This is a genomic window from Muriicola jejuensis, from assembly GCF_010671595.1.
GTDB lineage: Bacteria > Bacteroidota > Bacteroidia > Flavobacteriales > Flavobacteriaceae > Muriicola > Muriicola jejuensis.
Genome location: NZ_JAABOP010000001.1, coordinates 566,533 through 583,470 on the forward strand (window position 1 = coordinate 566,533; position 16,938 = coordinate 583,470).

Consider the following 16,938-nt stretch of genomic DNA (forward strand, 5'->3'; position numbering starts at 1 on the left):
TATAGGTTATTAAGCCAAAAAAATATGCCTTGAGATGGGGTTATAAGTGCAGGCCACATTCACGATGCTGCAGCACTTTCGTCGGATCGTAATAATCCAGTTCGTTAGTGAGATTATAATGCTTTAGGTACCTGCTCAATTCCGCATCACTAAAATGATAGAACGGGCTTACCTTCAGAATACCTTCTTTGCTGATGCTGAGTATATCCAGCGTATCCCTGAACGCGGTCTGACCTTTCCTGATATTGGTGAACCAAACGTCTGGGCTGTGTTCTTCCATTGCCCTCTGAAAAGGTTCGAGCTTTACCTGCCAGGTAAATTCCCGATGCCCGGGATCATCTATATCTGGGATTCCTCCCATCAGTACATCCCTCCTTGCGCGGGTCTGTCTGGGCACGTAAATCCTCATGTTCAGTTCCAGAGCATTGATGACCTCTTCCGCGTGTCGGTAAGTGGCCTGTGTATTGTACCCCGTGTCACACCAGATCACCGGAACATCCTTTTTGATAGAGGTGACCGCGTGCAGGATAGAGGAAGAAAATGGACCAAAATTAGTGGTCACAACCGGCCTGCGAGCATAGTCCAGGGCCCAGCCTATGATCTCTTCCGTGGGAATACCCCTGAACTGAGTATTGAGGTGTTGCAGGTGTTGGTCCGTAAATTTCATAGGGCACTCAATTTTACTATATTATTATTCCTATCGCTTTACTAGATTTTTCAAAAATATCATTATTATTCAAAGTATAGCGATATTTCCAGAGATTTATTCTAATTACCCTATAGTTTTTATAGATTAATAAAAATCGGACGGGAATTCGGAAATATCTCTAAAAAATGCTGGGGGTTATTGTGAATTCTTACTTGATCAAAAGGTCGGCAAGGGACGTATTTCGGTACACATCCAGGTTGCTGTCTCTGACCTTCAGCATGAGTTTGTGAACGGAACAGGATTGTTCATCGGGGCAATCATCGCATTTCTCGTAAAAATTCAGGCTGACGCAGGACACCATGGCTATTGGTCCTTCCAGAACCCTCATCACAGTGGTCATGGGAATTTCAGAGGGATCCTTGATCAGGTAATAGCCCCCTCCTTTGCCCTTTTTGGAACCGAGGAATCCTGTGGACCGCAAACTGAGCAGGATGTTCTCTAGGAACTTTTGAGAAATATTCTCATGCCGTGCGATCTCTGCGATCGCGATCGGTTCCTTGGTCTTTTGTCCGGCGAGATAGGTCAGGGCCTTCAAGCCATACTTGGTCTTCCTGGAAAGCATACAGCTAAGATAGGGAAAAGCAGGATACGGGCCCTCAGGAAATCCTCTCCAGGGATTGGGCAATATCGGCGACGATATCCTCCACGTGCTCCAGTCCCACCGAGATCCGGACCATTCCCGGGGTTATCCCGCTTTCCAGCCTTTCTTCATCGGTCAGCTTGCTGTGAGTGGTGGATGCCGGGTGGGTGACGATACTCCTGGAATCCCCGAGATTCGCAGACAGGGAAAGGAGTTCTATCCCATCAAAAAAGGCACGCCCGGCCTCAAGTCCGCCTTTCACTTCAAAGGCTACCACACATCCCCCTGCTTTCATCTGTTTCCTGGCCAGGTCGTATTGGGGATGTGAGGGCAGAAACGGATATTTTACCCAGTTGATCTTCTCATGCCCTTCCAGATACCGGGCCACTTCCAATGCGTTGCTGCAATGCCGGTCTACCCTGAGGGCCAGTGTTTCAAGGCTCTTGGAAAGTATCCATGCATTGAATGGGGATAATGTGGGACCTGTTATTCGAGAGAAACGGTAGATCCTGTCCACCAGATCGGCCCTTCCAACGGTGATCCCTGCCAGCACCCTCCCCTGCCCGTCCATCAGCTTGGTGCCGGAATGTATGACCAGATCGGCTCCAAATCGGATCGGCTGCTGCAAATACGGGGTGGCAAAGCAATTGTCCACGATAAAAATGAGGTCGTGCTTTTTAGCGATCCTGCCCAGTTGCTCCAGATCCACCAGGTCTACCCCTGGATTGGTGGGCGACTCTGCATAAAGGATCCTGGTCTTTGGGGTGATCATTTCTTCTATCCCTTCCAGATCATCTATCCTGAAATAGCTGTGAGTGATCTGCCATTTGGGAAAGAACTGGGTAAAGAGGCTGTGGGTGGATCCAAAAATGTTACGAGCGGCCAGGATGTGGTCCCCGCTATTGAGCAAGGAGGCGAAGGTCGAGAACACGGCCGCCATCCCGGAAGCAAAGGCAAAACCGGCCTCTGCGCCCTCCATCCTGCATACCTTCTCTATGAATTCAGTGCTGTTAGGATTGGCATAACGGGAATAGATGTTCCTGTCCTTTTCCTCCGCAAAGGAAGCCCTCATATCCTCGGCATCCTCAAACACAAAACTGGAGGTCAGGTAGACCGGGCTGGAATGCTCCAGGTACTGGGACCTTTCTATCTGTGTCCTTACGGCATCCGTCTCGAATTTCTTCTTCCTTTTTTTCATATTCCCAATTTAGGAAAAGCTCAGATTCTTTCCGCAATCCGGAGGATATCTCCAAACACCCCACGCGCGGTCACCGCGGCACCGGCACCGGCACCCTGAATTACGATAGGGTGTTGCCCGTAAGAATCCGTGTAGATCTCTATGATGGAGTCTGAACCGCGTACCTGCCCCAGGCTGCTCTCCCTCTCCACGGCTACCAGTTTTACCTCCAGCTTTCCTTTGTCTCTTTGGAGATCTCCGAACAGATCCCCTATATACCTCAGGGCTTGTCCAGGGGCCAGGGACCTTTTCCGCTCTTCCATCAGAGGGTCGAGCTCGTCTAGCCGACCCATAAATGCCTCGAGAGAGAGGTTTCTCATCTCCTCCGGAATCAGATTTTCAACCTGTACATCCGTGATCTCATTCTGCAATTCGAGTTCCCTGGCGAGGATCAGCAACTTCCTTCCCACGTCCATCCCGGAAAGATCTTCCCGTGGATCAGGCTCGGTATAGCCGCGCTCAACTGCATCCCGCACGACCTCCGAGAAGGGGACATCCCGCTCCGAATAGGTATTGAAAATATAGCTCAGGGAACCCGAAAAGATCCCCTTGATCCGGGTGATGTTCTCCCCGCTGAGATGGAGGAGCTTGATCGTATCGATCAGGGGAAGTCCGGCCCCCACATTGGTCTCGTACAAGTACTGCTTCTGGAACCGGTGCAGTTCCTCCCTGAGCAGCTGATAGTAATCATATCCCAGGGTATTGGCGATCTTGTTGGAAGAGACAAGGTCGAATCCATTCTCTACAAAATCAAAATAATGGGCCACAAAATCCTGGCTTGCCGTATTGTCTACGGCGATCAGGTTCTCCAGGTGGTGTTCCCTGGCAAAATCAAAGACCTCCCGAAGCGAATAGGGCTTCCCCTTTTCTTCCATTGCCTTCTTCCAATCGCGGCCGATCCCTTCCTTGCTCAATAAAAGGGTCTTTGAATTCCCCAGAGCGAAGACCCGGAGCTGTATTCCCTTCCGTTTTGCTATGGAAGCACGGGCACCGATCACCTGGTCGAGGAGGGTACCACCTACGTTACCATGGCCGAACACGGCCAGGTTGATGTGCTTCTTGATCCCGAAGATCTGACCATGCATCACGTTGAGTGCTTTGTGAAGATCCTGCTTCCGGACCACGAGGCTGATGTTCTTTCCGGTGACCGTATTGTTGAAGAGGAGGGGAATGACCTGATTCTTGATCAGGGCATTGAACGGCTTGTGGAAAGTGCTCAGGTCCTGGCCCACGATGGAGATCACGGAAACGTCCTTAACGATGGTGATGGTGTTGATGTCCCTCGACTCAAAGTCGGATTCGAACTCCTCCTCCAGGGCCCTGCGGGCGACCTCGGCTTTTTCCGCCCCCACAAGAAGGCCTATGCCCCTTTCAGAAGATCCCTGAGAGATGATGCTTACACTGACGTTGCGCCTGCTCAGGGCCCTGAAAATCCGGGCATCCACCCCTACTTTCCCCAAGAGTCCCCTGCCTTCCAAGTTGACGAGGGCTTCATTTTCAAGTACAGAAAGGGAACGTATTCCTTCTCCGTTCGACTTAGCACTGATGAGCGTCCCTTCATTTTCCGGGTTGAACGTGTTGAGGATACGCAAGGGGATGTTTTTCTCCAGCAAGGGAATGATCGTCTTTGCGTGGAGGATGGTGGCTCCGAAATTGGCCAGTTCATTGGCCTCTTCGTAGGAAAGCCTGTCTATGCGTTTCGCTTCAGGGACCCACCTGGGATCTGCTGTGTAGATCCCATCCACATGGGTGTAATTCTGCAATTCCTCCGCATCCAGGAAGTTGGCCAGCAGGGCTGCCGTATAGTTGCTGCCGTTCCTTCCCAGGGTGGTCGTTGCCCCGTCCCGGGTAGCCCCGATAAATCCCGGGATAACCGGGGTCACGTCCCGCTCAAGGGTAGAGAAAAGATCGAGTAATTTGTCTTTAGACACCTCTTCCAGGACCGTGGCATCCCCGAAGTGGTCATTGGTCACGAATACTTTCCGAGAGTCGACCCATACGGCATTAATCCCTTTCCCGATGAGCAATTTCGTCATCAGTTTGGTGGAAATGAGTTCCCCGATAGCCAGGACCTGGTCGCGGATCTTCGGGCTGTAATCCCCCAGGAGGGAGACCCCTTCAAGCAGTTGAACCAGTTCCCTGAACTGTTCAGAAAGGTCTACGTTCTTAAAGCTATGCCTCTGGTAAGACTCAAAGGCCTCAAACTCCTTTTTGTAATCCCTCCTTGCGGCGGCGAGTTCCAGGATGGCCAGTAACTGATCCGTCGCGGCTTCCCTTGCGGAGACCACCACTGCAATCTTTTCCCCTGCATTGACCTTTGAGACAACCGTCTCCAGGACCCTTTCGATCCCCTCGCCGTTGGCCAGGGATTTGCCTCCGAATTTTAGGACCTTATACCGCCGCTGGGCACTGTCGCGGTCGAAGATCGGTTCCAGTAGCTGGGCCATTTGTTCGTATTCGATGAGAAAGGCGTCGTGCCCGTGCAGGGACTTGATCTCCCCATAAGTGACGTTGCTCCTCGCCTGGGCGATCTGTTTATAGGTATCTTTGTTCTCTGTTGCTGAAAAGAAAAGGTCGGAATCCACCCCTATGATGTGGATGTTGGTATCACTTTGCTGTAGTTTTCTGAAAGCCTCTTCCCCTCTCCTGGTGATATCAATGGTCCTGAGGAGCTGGTTGGTGAGCTTGTAGGCCGATAGCTGAAACCTCTCCTGGAGCTTTCGGCCGTGGTGGATCAGCCAGCTTTCCACGTTGAACAATTTCAATTCCTCATTCGTACTCCTCTGAAAGCGTTCCTTGAAGGATTGAGGGGTTCGATAACAGAGCATGGCATGCATGCGGGCATCGTGGACAGGGTTCTTTGAATTGACCAGGAACTGCTCCTGGATCTGGCAATTGGCAATGAGCCAGTCTGTTGATTTCCAGTCGGATGCCACCGGGATTAGGTGGGTCGTGATCTCGGGGTTCAGGGCAGCCATTTCCCATGCGATCCCCCCACCCAGGGAACCTCCGATGATGGCAAAGAGCTTTTGTACCCCCAGTAAGTCAAGTCCCTGAAGGAAGATCCTGGCCATATCTGAAGCGACAAAGTCCCGGTAGTTCTCAATGAGGAATCCGTCATAACCGTTCCCGGGAATATTGAACGAAAGTACGGTATACCTGAGGGTATCAATACACTTCCCTTCTCCTACCAGATCCTTCCACCATCCATGGGATCCTACTACATTCGAATTACCCGTAAGGGCGTGATTGACCAGGACCACCGGGGCCGAATGCAAAGGCTTTCCAAAGACCTGATAGGACAAGAGAATATCCTGGGAAATACCACTCAGGGTGGTAAATCCCGGGATACTCAACCGCTCAAGTCCGGGTACGGACTTAGGTTTTGTGCCCGGTTGAATCACCTTATCCTCTTCTTTCTCTCCGGTCATAGAATTGGTATGTTGATTAGGCCAGAACCGATTTATCTATTTTGGCAAAGGCCTGTTCGAGATCGGCCGTCAGGTCCTTCAGATCCTCCAGTCCCACGGATAACCTGATGAGGTCCTTAGTCACGCCGGTAGTGAGTTGTGCCTCGTCATCCAGTTGCTGGTGGGTTGTACTCGCCGGGTGGATGATCAGGGACTTGGTATCTCCGATATTTGCCAAAAGAGAAAATACCTTGGTCTCATCTGCGATCTTCTTGGCCGACTCATAGCCTCCCTTCACCCCAAATGTAAGAATTCCGCTCTGACCTGCAGGCAGATAAGCCTCAGCCAGTGGATAATGCGGACTGCTTTTGAGTCCGGGGTAATTCACCCAGGTTACTTCTTTACGGGATTCCAGCCACTGGGCCAGGGCCAGGGCATTTTCACTGTGCTTTTTGATCCTGACCTCCAGGGTCTCCAACCCCTGCAGGATCTGGAAGGCGTTAAAAGGGCTCAGGCACGCCCCATGATCCCTGAGGCCCTCTATACGCACCTTGGCGATAAAGGCTGCCGGGCCCAGGGCTTCGTGGTAGACCAGGCCGTGATATCCCGCAGAGGGTTCGGTGAATTCCGGGAATTTACCATTAGCCCAGTCGAACGTGCCTGCATCGATGATGGCACCGCCCAGGGCTGTACCGTTCCCATTGATATATTTCGTAAGGGAATGGATCACGATATTCGCTCCATGTTCAATGGGGTTCAACAATGCGGGGGTCGCTACCGTATTGTCCACTATAAAGGGGATACGAGCTTTCCTGGCCTGGGAAGCAATAGCCTTCAGGTCCAAAACGTCCAGCTTGGGGTTCCCGAGGGATTCCACAAAGATGGCACGTGTGTTCTGTTGCACCGCCTCTCCGAAATTCCCGGGATCCGAGGGATCGACAAAGGTGGTGGTGATCCCCAGTCTGGGCAGGGTCACACTAAGGAGGTTATACGTTCCCCCGTACAAGCTGTTGGAGGCCACGATGTGATCTCCGGCCTTTAGCAGGACCAGGAGGGCCGTGTTGATGGCCGCAGTCCCCGAAGCGGTCACCACAGAAGCAATACCTCCTTCCAGGGAGGCCAGGCGCTGCTCGAGGATATCGTTGGTAGGGTTGTTGATGCGGGTATAGATGTTCCCAAATTCCGCCAGGGAGAACAGATTGGCCGCATGGTCGGAGTTGTTGAACACATAGGCAGTGCTCTGGTAAATCGGAATAGCCCGGGTGCCCCCGTGCGCTTTGGTGTCGTGACCGGCGTGCAAAGCGCGGGTCGAAAATTTCTGATCGCTCATGATTTTAGTTTTTTTATTTGTTAAACATGAAATAAAAAAGCCAAACCACACGTCAGCATCTTACGGCTGGCGTACAAATCAAAAAAGTTATAAAGAAAGAGATATTACCCGAGGTAATGGATCTGTGTTATCTGCCCCGAATACACGGGATAGAATGTAGCACCTTCTTTGCATTGGACACAAAGGGTTGCTAAGGCTTCAAAGGGTCTAGTCCCTCCACCTTTCTCGATAACTAATCAATAAGAGTTTGAACTTTGAACTGTCAAATATAGGAAGGGATTTTAATAATTTCCTAATTATCCTATAAATTTTATATGTTAAATGCTTCCTGTACGAGGTCGACCATGTCGAGTTTCTCCCAGGTAAACAACTCCACTTCCCGTTTGATCCGCCCGTTATAGGGGGATTCGAAGACCTTGGTCACTATCCGGGGTTCTTTCCCCATATGCCCGTAAGCCGCGGTTTCCAGATAGATAGGATTCCTCAACTTCAGGCGTTCCTCAATGGCAAAGGGCCTGAAATCGAACAGGTTGGAAACGATCTTTGCAATCTCCCCATCCGTCATCTCTACCTTGGCCGTTCCATAGGTATCCACAAAAACCGACGTGGGTTGGACGACCCCTATCGCATAGCTGATCTGAACAAGGATCTCATCGGCAACCCCTGCCGCGACCAGGTTCTTGGCGGCATGGCGGGCGGCATAGGCCGCGCTTCGGTCCACCTTACTGGGGTCCTTTCCGCTGAACGCGCCTCCTCCGTGGGCTCCTTTCCCACCATAGGTATCCACGACGATCTTCCTCCCGGTGAGCCCGGTATCCCCGTGGGGGCCTCCGATCACAAATTTCCCCGTAGGATTGATGTAGTACTTGATGTCATCCGTAAAAAGCGCCTGGATGCTCTCCGGTAATCTCTTTTTCACCCTGGGAATAAGGATGGCCAGAAGATGGCTTTTGATGGTTTTCAGCATCTTCAGGTCGTCCTCGTCAAAGGGATCGTGCTGGGTAGAAATCACGATGGTATCTATGCGCAGGGGCACATTGTCATCGGAATATTCTATGGTCACCTGCGCCTTGGCATCGGGCCGCAAATAGGTGATATCATCATCCTCCCTTCTCAGGGAAGCCAGTTCCTGTAGGATCTTATGGGAGATATCCAGTGCCAGGGGCATATAGTTCTCCGTCTCCTTTGTGGCATAACCAAACATCATACCCTGGTCTCCAGCCCCCTGCTCTTCCTTGGTACCCCGGTCTACGCCCTGATTGATGTCCTTGGACTGTTCGTGGATCAGGGAAATGATCCCGCAGGAATCCCCGCTGAACTGATAGGCTCCTTTGGTGTACCCTATCCGGTTGATCACTTCCCGGGTGATCTGTTGCAGGTCTACATACGTATGGCTCTTCACTTCCCCTGCCAGGACCACTTGACCTGTAGTGACCAACGTCTCACAGGCCACTTTGCTCTCAGGATCAAAAGCGAGGAAATTATCCAGGAGGGCATCACTGATCTGATCCGCGATTTTATCGGGATGGCCTTCGCTGACAGACTCTGAAGTAAATAAATAGGGCATATGCTTTCTCTTGTTATCAGAGAACGGGGTCTGAGCGATGCTGTAAGGAGTTTGAAATACGGGGGGCCGCAGGAAACTGCTTTAGCATTTTTTCAGAGGTTGCAATCAGTCAAATCCGTCCTCTTATTCGGGCTCAAAAGTAGGGTTAATTTAGGTCTTCACAAAATTTGACACTTACTTTTACGCCATTCCTGTACTGTAACCGGATATGCGTGAATGAGGGGTCAAAATCCGGTCATTACACCGAAAAGATTTTCCGGGAAGTGGATATACTTTGTATATTGCTGTCCTTTCAAAGACCAAAAGCCTAATACCAGTATCCTATGCACGTCGCCGTTGCCGGAAACATCGGGGCAGGGAAAACGACCCTGACCGAATTACTCGCGAAACACTACAAATGGGAGGCCCATTTTGAGGATGTGGTGGATAATCCTTACCTGGACGACTTCTACACCCAGATGGAACGGTGGAGTTTTAACCTGCAGATCTATTTCCTGAACAGCAGGTACCGGCAGATCCTCAAGATTCGCGAGAGCGGTAAAAATGTGATCCAGGACCGTACCATATACGAAGACGCCCATATCTTCGCCCCCAACCTCCATGCCATGGGGCTTATGACCAACAGAGATTTCACTAACTACACCAGCCTTTTTGAGCTGATGGAAAGCCTGGTACAACCCCCGGACCTTCTGATCTACCTCCGGAGTTCCATCCCCAACCTGGTCAACCAGATCCACAAAAGAGGACGGGAATACGAGAACAGTATTTCTATCGATTACCTGAGCCGTTTGAATGAGCGCTATGAAGCCTGGGTGCACGGCTATGAAAAGGGGAATCTTCTCATCGTAGATGTGGATCGATTGGATTTTGTCGATAACCCTGAGCACCTGGGGGAGGTCATCAACAGGATCGATGCAGAGATTAACGGATTGTTTTAAACCAGACCACCGAATAACATAAAAAAAGCCCTTGATCTCTCAAGGGCTTTTTTATTTTCCGAAAAAGGAAGTTTAGTTCTGTTCGACTTCCTTTTCGATTACTTTTTTGATCTTTATCTCAGAGCCGTTATCCATGGCATTGAGAGCTTCGATCTTTGATTTTACTTCTTCCATTGTTCCGGTAAAGACCTGTTTATCTGCGACCTTTTCTCCGTTTTCCGTGGTGGTTGTCACTACAGTGGCGGTAACGGTACCGTCCTCATTCTTTTCCATTTGCACCTTCACCTCTTTCTGCATACTCTGCTCCACTGCAGCTCCGGACATTTTATCCTGGTTGTAGGCCGTCACCTCATCTGCTGACAGGGCGATACTAGGCGCGATCACCAGGGCCACTACGGACATAAGCTTTAACAGGATGTTCAGGGAGGGTCCGGAAGTATCTTTGAAAGGGTCACCTACGGTATCCCCTACAACAGCAGCTTTATGGGCATCGGTCCCTTTTCTTCCATCAGCTTCGATCATCTTCTTGGCGTTGTCCCAGGCACCTCCTGCGTTCGATTGGAAGATCGCCATCAGTACACCTGCGGTAGTTACACCCGCGAGGAGACCACCGAGCATTTCAGCGCCGCCGATAAAGCCGACAGCAACCGGTACAGCGATAGCCAAAAGTCCGGGTAAAACCATTTCCTTTATAGAGGCCTTGGTGGAAATGGCGACACACTTCTCGTATTCAGCGACCCCGTTTGCCTCATCGAAGATCTTTCGGTCTGCAGGGGTGGCCTTGGAAATATCTGAATCGTATTTTCTCATCACCTCCAGTGCAGCCTTCAGTTTTGGGATGTCCCTGAACTGGCGCCTTACCTCCTCGATCATGGCCATGGCCGCACGGCCAACGGCGTTCATGGAGAGGGCTGAGAAGACAAAGGGCAGCATACCCCCTACCAGCAAACCTGCCATGATATCGGGACGGCTTACGTCAATAGCGGTTACATTAGCCACCTTCATAAAGGCAGAGAAAAGAGCCAGGGCTGTTAGGGCCGCAGAGGCGATCGCAAAACCTTTACCGATGGCAGCTGTGGTATTACCCACTGCATCGAGCTTGTCCGTCCTCTCCCGAACTTCTTTGGGAAGTTCCGCCATCTCGGCGATACCCCCAGCGTTATCAGAAATAGGTCCATAGGCATCAACAGCCAACTGAATGCCTGTATTAGCGAGCATTCCTACAGCTGCAATGGCTATTCCGTAAAGTCCAGCAAAATAATGGGATACGAGAATGGCTGCAGCGATCAGGATGATCGGCACGGCCGTAGACATCATCCCAACTCCGAGTCCGGCTATGATATTCGTTGCGGCACCAGTCTCGGACTGACGCACAATGGCACTTACAGGCTTGGTACCTGTACCTGTATAATATTCTGTGATCTTTCCCACTCCGAGTCCGGCTACCAGTCCTGCGATAGTGGCCATAAATACACCCCAGGCACCGAACGGCAAGCCTTCAACGGTATCGGGGATCATGCCGTAAATGAGGAAATAGGAAGCAATGATCATGAGACCGGCAGAACCAAATTCGCCAATATTCAAAGCAGTCTGAGGGTTCCCCCCTTCTTTTACCTTTACGAAGAAGGTCCCTATGATGGACATAACGATCCCCACCGCGGCAAGGACCAGGGGCAGGTACACAGCACCCAGGCCTGCAAAATCAGGCGTAATGATATACGCTCCCAAAACCATGGTACCGATAATGGATCCTACATACGACTCAAAAAGGTCGGCTCCCATCCCGGCAACATCTCCCACGTTATCCCCGACGTTATCGGCTATAGTGGCAGGGTTGAGGGGGTGGTCTTCAGGAATTCCAGCTTCCACCTTTCCGACGAGGTCGGCCCCAACATCCGCGGCCTTGGTATAGATACCTCCCCCAACACGCGCAAAGAGAGCAATGGATGACGCCCCAAGCGAAAAGCCCGAAAGAACGTTCAACACCATGGCGAGGTTTTCTGCCTCGGGCCAGATATTCTGGTAGAGCATGAACAGGCTGCTAAGGCCCAGCACACCCAATCCGACAACGCCCAGTCCCATGACGGAACCTCCGGCAAAAGCCACTTCAAGAGCTTTCCCGAGAGAAGTCCTGGCAGCCTGGGTAGTTCGCACATTCGCCTTGGTGGCGACCCTCATCCCGATGAATCCGGCAAGGGCCGAACAGATGGCACCTACCACAAAGGACAGGGCAACCATTCCGTTGGATCCTACTTCATTTTCACCTTTGAAGTAGAGCAGGATGGCTACAGCCACCACGAAGATCGATAAGATCTTGTACTCTGCCTTGAGGAAAGACATGGCACCGTCCGCTATATTTTTCGCGATCCTGGCCATATTGGCATCTCCCACTTCCTGTTTGGACACCCATATGTTTTTGAATAATACGAACAGCAAGGCGAGAACACCAAATGCCGGTAAAAGGGTTACGATCAATTCCATTTTGATTTGTTATTTATCTGTTAAAGCGGCTGCAAAAGTAGTAAAACGGATTAGAATAAAAAAGCAATTATTTCCCTGTAAACGAATGGGAATGGGAGCCAGGCGAATGACCGTATCAGAAGTGGAAGCCAAAGGTTCCGGTTACGCTGAACGGCCTTGCTTCGGGGTTTTCCAGGTAATTCCCCCTGAAATTGAAATCGAGCCTGAAGATCTTGAAGATATTCCCTACCCCCAGGGAGTACTCCCAGTAGATCTTATCGGAAGGGGCATTAAGGGGGATGTTGGCAGGACTGTTCAGGGCGATGTTCTCTTCTGAAAGCTGGCCCCAGGCGCCTCTGATCCCCACGATCTCCCGTAGATTCCAGTCCCGTATCACCGGGATGCGAGAAAAGAACCTGCCGTTGAAATTCTGTTCGAGGTGCAGGGCCACGTAGGTGTCCGTCACGAACTCGTAGAAATCGAGGTTTGGAAAGGTATTATATAGGGTGAATAGCGTCTGATTGCCCGGGATCACATTGAGAAGGCTCAGAGGCACCGTACCCACTGTCTTGCCCATTTCCACGGTACTCAGAAGTCGGCCAAAACCCCCGATCTGCCAGGGTTGGGTATAGGAGAACTGGTACCTGGTATAGTTGAAGTCGCTTTCGAGAAATCCTTCGAGTCCCCTGGTGTAATTCAGAAAGAGGGTGGCGTATTCGTCGTTCACATCCCGCCTTTCCACCCCATAGCCAATGGTGCGTTTCCCGGGGGTGAAGATCAGGCTGGTGGTCAGGTCGAACTGCTTCACTTCGGAGGAAATACCCGTTGGGGAATCCGGGTCTACATAGTCCAGGTTAAAGGCCTCGGGCAATGCAGAACTCAGTGTCCTGAACGACCCGCCAAAACGGATCCTGAAATTCTTCAGGGGTTCTGCCTCGAGGTTCAAGGTGCTCAGGTTGATATTGGAAAGCCGGTCGTTGTTCCCTACGGTAAGGACAGACGAAGAAGCGACGCTCCTGCCCAGAACGTCGTTGGTCGCTGTCAGGCTCAGGCCCAGCTGTTCGATATCGCGGCGATTCCCCCCTGAGATGATAAGCCTGCTTTTCCGGTCCAGCAGAAATTTGGCCGAGAACCCGTGTTTGAATTTCCGATCCAAAAAACCGTAGGCCATGTACCCTTCCAGTCGCCAGGGATCATTCTGCCCGAAAAAGGTGCGAGCCCCTCCCCTGAGACGAATCCCCTCAGCGTCGTTGTACCCGAAAGTACTGTAGATATCCCCAATATCCAGATTCCATTTGTCTATCTCCACGTAGCCGGATCCCAAAATGCTCACCAGGTTGTAATAGGTCTTGAACTTCGGCACCGTCTTCAGGGTATCCAGGAGGGTGTAGATCCCGGTCTCGTCCTTGTTCAGGGATTCCAGTCGGCTGCGGTTCCAAAAGGTGCTATCCTGTTGAAAGACCCTGGGATCATATGGATCCGTGGCTGTCCTGTAGAACTCATCAGGCCGGAGGTTGTCAAATATGTAGTGGTCGTATACGGTGGTCCGCTTCCCGTAAATTCCCTTGGAACTCTCTTTTTTGTTCAGGGCAAAATCGGAAAGCATATAGTCCCTTTTCAAAAGGAAAACGGAATCGTTGACCACCTCGAAGTCCTGTTCAATATAGATCTCCTTCACCCAGTTGATGTTGGCACTTTTGGTTACCTGCAGGTTGATCTTTTTCAGGGCGTAAGTGGAATCATTGACCCAGAAATCACCTTTGAAGGTAAGTTCGTTCTTCCTCCTGGGGTAATAAATGATATGATAGCACCACTTGTTATCGATGAACGCGCTGTCCGTCAGGACATAGTTATACACATCTATCCCGGTACGGGAAAGCGGACTCGTAAAACTCTTGTCAAAGAACTTCAGGTAGTTCGCATAGACGTCGTAATCCGAGTACAGGTCCTGCACAAAGGCGGTGATCGCCTGATTGTTGCTGAAACCCGAATTCCTGTTGCCGAGCACATCCTCCCTTTCCTTTGGAATGAGGTTATTTCCGTACACCTTGGAAAATACCTCGTTGAGGAAAATAGGTAAATAGGTTTTTCCCGTGATGCGGGAGGTATCGAGGTCGGCAAAGATAAATTCCAGCCCCCTGAACATGCGGCTGTTGATCAGCGCACTGTCTATGGTGTTGAGGTCGAATTCTATCTTTTCGTATTTGTCGTATTCGTATTGTTTGAATTTGCGAAGGCCGTTGATCCTCTTCTTGGCCCAGATCTTTCGCAGAATGTCGATGGCAGGGTTGTTCTTTTTGGACTGTTTGCCCGAATACACCACGACCTCATCGAGCTGTTCCCCTTCCAGCAGTACGATGGTCAGGTCGTAATTCACGGCCGCAGGCAAAGGGACTTCCAGGGTCTGGTAGCCGATAAACGAAACGAGTATACTGTTGTACCGGGTATCCGATTCGAGATAAAATCGCCCGTTGTCATTGGTGATGGTCCCCAGGGTAGAATTGGGGAAGATGACGTTGGCAAAGGCCACCGGTTCGCCGACTTCATCCACGACGATCCCACTCACCTTGGTCTGGGCCACACAGAGACCGGCAATGAGGAAAAGGATCGGGAAAAGGCGTATTCTCATAGTGTAAAGCTCGGCGGTCTTTTGGGAAATGGAGGTACCCTTATGTGAAACCCCTGGTCATTCAACTTAATTATCCTGAAAAATTACGGATAAAAAAACTTCGCCTGCATTAGGAAGACGAAGTTTTGTCGGGAATATTGTGGTGTTCTTACTTGTACATCACCTTTTTTACGGCCCGGATCACGTCTTCATGGTTGGGCAGCCATTCTTCCAGCAGTACGGGAGAATAAGGCGCAGGCGTATCAGCCGTATTGATCTTGGCGATCGGGGCATCGAGGTAATCGAAGGCTTTTTGTTGTACCTGGTAAGTAATTTCGGTGGCGACATTCCCAAAAGGCCAGGCCTCCTCGAGGATCACCAGTCGGTTAGTCTTTTTCACGGATCTGAGGATGGCTTCCGTATCCATGGGTTTTACCGTCCTCAGGTCGATAATTTCGCATTCAATCCCTTCTTTCTCGAGTTCTTCGGCAGCCTTGTAGGCTTCTTTGATGATCTTCCCGAAAGACACAATGGTGACATCCTTACCTTCCCGTTTGATCTCGGCCACACCCAATGGGATGGTGTACTCTCCTTCAGGCACCTCTCCCTTGTCTCCATACATCTGTTCGGATTCCATGAAGATCACGGGGTCGTTATCGCGAATGGCCGATTTGAGTAGGCCTTTGGCGTCTTTGGGATTCGATGGCACTACCACCTTTAAGCCCGGGCAGTTGGCATACCAGCTTTCAAAGGCCTGGGAGTGGGTGGCAGCCAGCTGACCCGCGGAGGCGGTTGGCCCTCTGAATACGATGGGACAATCAAACTGTCCACCGGACATCTGCCGGATCTTGGCGGCATTATTGATGATCTGGTCAATGCCTACCAGGGCAAAGTTAAAGGTCATAAATTCTATGATAGGTCGGTTGCCATTCATGGCAGAACCTACTCCAACTCCGGCGAAACCAAGTTCTGAGATCGGAGTGTCTATCACCCTGCGGGGTCCGAATTCGTCCAGCATCCCTTTGGAGGCCTTGTACGCCCCGTTGTATTCTGCCACTTCTTCTCCCATGAGGTAAATCGACTCGTCCCGCCTCATTTCCTCCGACATGGCCTCTGCGATCGCTTCCCTGAATTGAATTGTCTTCATAAACTTGTTTTTCTCTACCTGAAATCACATCAAAATGCGAACAAAAATAGCAAATAATCCATCAATTAAACCGGCGGTAACGGCAAAAACATTTTAAAAATTTATTATGCATGCATAGTATTTTTGGTTTTATTTGGTTATCTTTGAAGCCGTATTATTTCTCAAAACAAGCATTACTCAGATGAAGATATTAGTATGTATCAGCAATGTTCCGGATACCACTTCCAAGATCAATTTCACGGCAGACCAGACGAAGTTTGACACTACCGGGGTGCAGTTCGTGATCAATCCCAATGATGAGTTTGGCCTTACCCGGGCCATGTGGTTCAAGGAAAAGCAGGGTGCCACCGTTCACGTGGCCACAGTAGGGGGTCCCGGAGTGGAACCCACCATGCGCAAGGCATTGGCCATAGGGGCCGATGAGGGCATCAGGATCAATGCCGAACCCACAGACGGGTTCTTCGTTGCGAGTCAACTTGCCGAGGTGATAAAAAACGGCGGTTACGACCTGATTATAGCGGGGAGGGAATCCATTGACTACAACGGGGGCATGGTTCCCGGGATCATCGCAGCCCTGCTGGATATTCATTTCGTGAACACCTGTATTGGCCTGGAGATAGAAGGAAATAAAGTAAAGGCCGTAAGGGAGATCGACGGGGGAAAAGAGACCCTGGAAACTTCTTTACCTCTTATTATCGGAGGCCAAAAAGGCCTGGTTGAGGAATCTGACCTCAGAATCCCCAACATGAGAGGGATCATGATGGCCCGTCAGAAAAAACTCAACGTCGTTGAACCTGTGGAGGCCATTCACGCGATGTCAGACAAGACCTTCGACAAGCCTGCTCCGAAAGGGCCCGTAAAGCTCGTGGATGCAGATAACGTAGGAGAACTCGTCAACCTGCTTCACAGCGAAGCGAAAGTCATTTAAGCTCATACAAATCCAAAGAAATAC

Annotated in this window: 11 protein-coding genes and 1 riboswitch; of the genes, 2 read left to right on the top strand and 9 right to left on the bottom strand. The window is 50.8% G+C overall.

Annotated elements, in window-relative coordinates; genetic code table 11:
- Positions 1 to 40 precede the first annotated feature (40 nt).
- The 6 genes from GWK09_RS02600 to metK all read right to left on the bottom strand — a co-directional run bounded on the left by GWK09_RS02600 (position 41) and on the right by metK (position 8,833).
- The gene (locus GWK09_RS02600; RefSeq protein ID WP_163691449.1) at positions 41 to 667 is read right to left on the bottom strand and encodes a phosphoadenosine phosphosulfate reductase domain-containing protein; all 627 of its coding nucleotides are present in this window, start codon (positions 665 to 667) and stop codon (positions 41 to 43) included.
- A gap of 190 nt (positions 668 to 857) precedes the next feature.
- The gene (locus tag GWK09_RS02605) at positions 858 to 1,271 is read right to left on the bottom strand and encodes an RrF2 family transcriptional regulator (RefSeq protein ID WP_163691450.1); all 414 of its coding nucleotides are present in this window, start codon (positions 1,269 to 1,271) and stop codon (positions 858 to 860) included.
- 34 nt (positions 1,272 to 1,305) lie between these two features.
- On the bottom strand, positions 1,306 to 2,487 hold the full coding sequence (locus tag GWK09_RS02610; protein ID WP_163691451.1) for a trans-sulfuration enzyme family protein: 1,182 nt from the start codon (positions 2,485 to 2,487) through the stop codon (positions 1,306 to 1,308).
- 20 nt (positions 2,488 to 2,507) lie between these two features.
- Positions 2,508 to 5,957, bottom strand: a complete 3,450-nt coding sequence (gene thrA, locus GWK09_RS02615) for a bifunctional aspartate kinase/homoserine dehydrogenase I (RefSeq protein ID WP_163691452.1) — start codon at positions 5,955 to 5,957, stop codon at positions 2,508 to 2,510.
- A 16-nt stretch (positions 5,958 to 5,973) separates the two neighbouring features.
- Positions 5,974 to 7,266, bottom strand: a complete 1,293-nt coding sequence (locus GWK09_RS02620; protein ID WP_163691453.1) for an O-acetylhomoserine aminocarboxypropyltransferase/cysteine synthase family protein — start codon at positions 7,264 to 7,266, stop codon at positions 5,974 to 5,976.
- A 124-nt stretch (positions 7,267 to 7,390) separates the two neighbouring features.
- A riboswitch (SAM riboswitch) is annotated at positions 7,391 to 7,501 on the bottom strand.
- Positions 7,502 to 7,576: 75 nt separating this feature from the next.
- A complete protein-coding gene (metK, locus tag GWK09_RS02625; RefSeq protein WP_163691454.1) occupies positions 7,577 to 8,833 on the bottom strand; it encodes a methionine adenosyltransferase in 1,257 nt (418 codons plus the stop codon).
- Positions 8,834 to 9,156: 323 nt separating this feature from the next.
- Between metK and GWK09_RS02630 the strand changes: the two genes are divergently transcribed.
- Positions 9,157 to 9,771, top strand: coding sequence for a deoxynucleoside kinase (locus GWK09_RS02630; protein ID WP_163691455.1), 615 nt, complete (start codon positions 9,157 to 9,159; stop codon positions 9,769 to 9,771).
- A gap of 72 nt (positions 9,772 to 9,843) precedes the next feature.
- On the opposite strand, the gene GWK09_RS02635 is transcribed toward GWK09_RS02630, so the two are convergent.
- The 3 genes from GWK09_RS02635 to GWK09_RS02645 all read right to left on the bottom strand — a co-directional run bounded on the left by GWK09_RS02635 (position 9,844) and on the right by GWK09_RS02645 (position 15,986).
- Entirely contained in the window at positions 9,844 to 12,252 is a 2,409-nt protein-coding gene (locus GWK09_RS02635; protein ID WP_163691456.1) for a sodium-translocating pyrophosphatase, read from the bottom strand.
- Positions 12,253 to 12,367: 115 nt separating this feature from the next.
- Positions 12,368 to 14,860, bottom strand: coding sequence for a DUF5686 family protein (locus GWK09_RS02640; RefSeq protein ID WP_163691457.1), 2,493 nt, complete (start codon positions 14,858 to 14,860; stop codon positions 12,368 to 12,370).
- 148 nt (positions 14,861 to 15,008) lie between these two features.
- Positions 15,009 to 15,986 (bottom strand): pyruvate dehydrogenase complex E1 component subunit beta, encoded by a 978-nt coding sequence (locus GWK09_RS02645; RefSeq protein ID WP_163691458.1) that lies wholly within the window; start codon positions 15,984 to 15,986, stop codon positions 15,009 to 15,011.
- Positions 15,987 to 16,167: 181 nt separating this feature from the next.
- Between GWK09_RS02645 and GWK09_RS02650 the strand changes: the two genes are divergently transcribed.
- Complete coding sequence (locus GWK09_RS02650) at positions 16,168 to 16,914, top strand: electron transfer flavoprotein subunit beta/FixA family protein (RefSeq protein WP_163691459.1); 747 nt, start codon at positions 16,168 to 16,170, stop codon at positions 16,912 to 16,914.
- Positions 16,915 to 16,938: the final 24 nt, after the last annotated feature.

What these genes read in the sequence shown, in the direction of transcription:
- GWK09_RS02650 (WP_163691459.1), top strand. Translation starts at nt 16,168, where the DNA reads ATGAAGATATTAGTATGTATCAGCAATGTTCCGGATACCACTTCCAAG.
- metK (WP_163691454.1), bottom strand. Translation starts at nt 8,833, where the DNA reads ATGCCCTATTTATTTACTTCAGAGTCTGTCAGCGAAGGCCATCCCGAT.
- GWK09_RS02610 (WP_163691451.1), bottom strand. Translation starts at nt 2,487, where the DNA reads ATGAAAAAAAGGAAGAAGAAATTCGAGACGGATGCCGTAAGGACACAG.
- GWK09_RS02620 (WP_163691453.1), bottom strand. Translation starts at nt 7,266, where the DNA reads ATGAGCGATCAGAAATTTTCGACCCGCGCTTTGCACGCCGGTCACGAC.
- GWK09_RS02605 (WP_163691450.1), bottom strand. Translation starts at nt 1,271, where the DNA reads ATGCTTTCCAGGAAGACCAAGTATGGCTTGAAGGCCCTGACCTATCTC.
- GWK09_RS02640 (WP_163691457.1), bottom strand. Translation starts at nt 14,860, where the DNA reads ATGAGAATACGCCTTTTCCCGATCCTTTTCCTCATTGCCGGTCTCTGT.
- GWK09_RS02630 (WP_163691455.1), top strand. Translation starts at nt 9,157, where the DNA reads ATGCACGTCGCCGTTGCCGGAAACATCGGGGCAGGGAAAACGACCCTG.
- GWK09_RS02635 (WP_163691456.1), bottom strand. Translation starts at nt 12,252, where the DNA reads ATGGAATTGATCGTAACCCTTTTACCGGCATTTGGTGTTCTCGCCTTG.
- GWK09_RS02645 (WP_163691458.1), bottom strand. Translation starts at nt 15,986, where the DNA reads ATGAAGACAATTCAATTCAGGGAAGCGATCGCAGAGGCCATGTCGGAG.
- GWK09_RS02600 (WP_163691449.1), bottom strand. Translation starts at nt 667, where the DNA reads ATGAAATTTACGGACCAACACCTGCAACACCTCAATACTCAGTTCAGG.
- thrA (WP_163691452.1), bottom strand. Translation starts at nt 5,957, where the DNA reads ATGACCGGAGAGAAAGAAGAGGATAAGGTGATTCAACCGGGCACAAAA.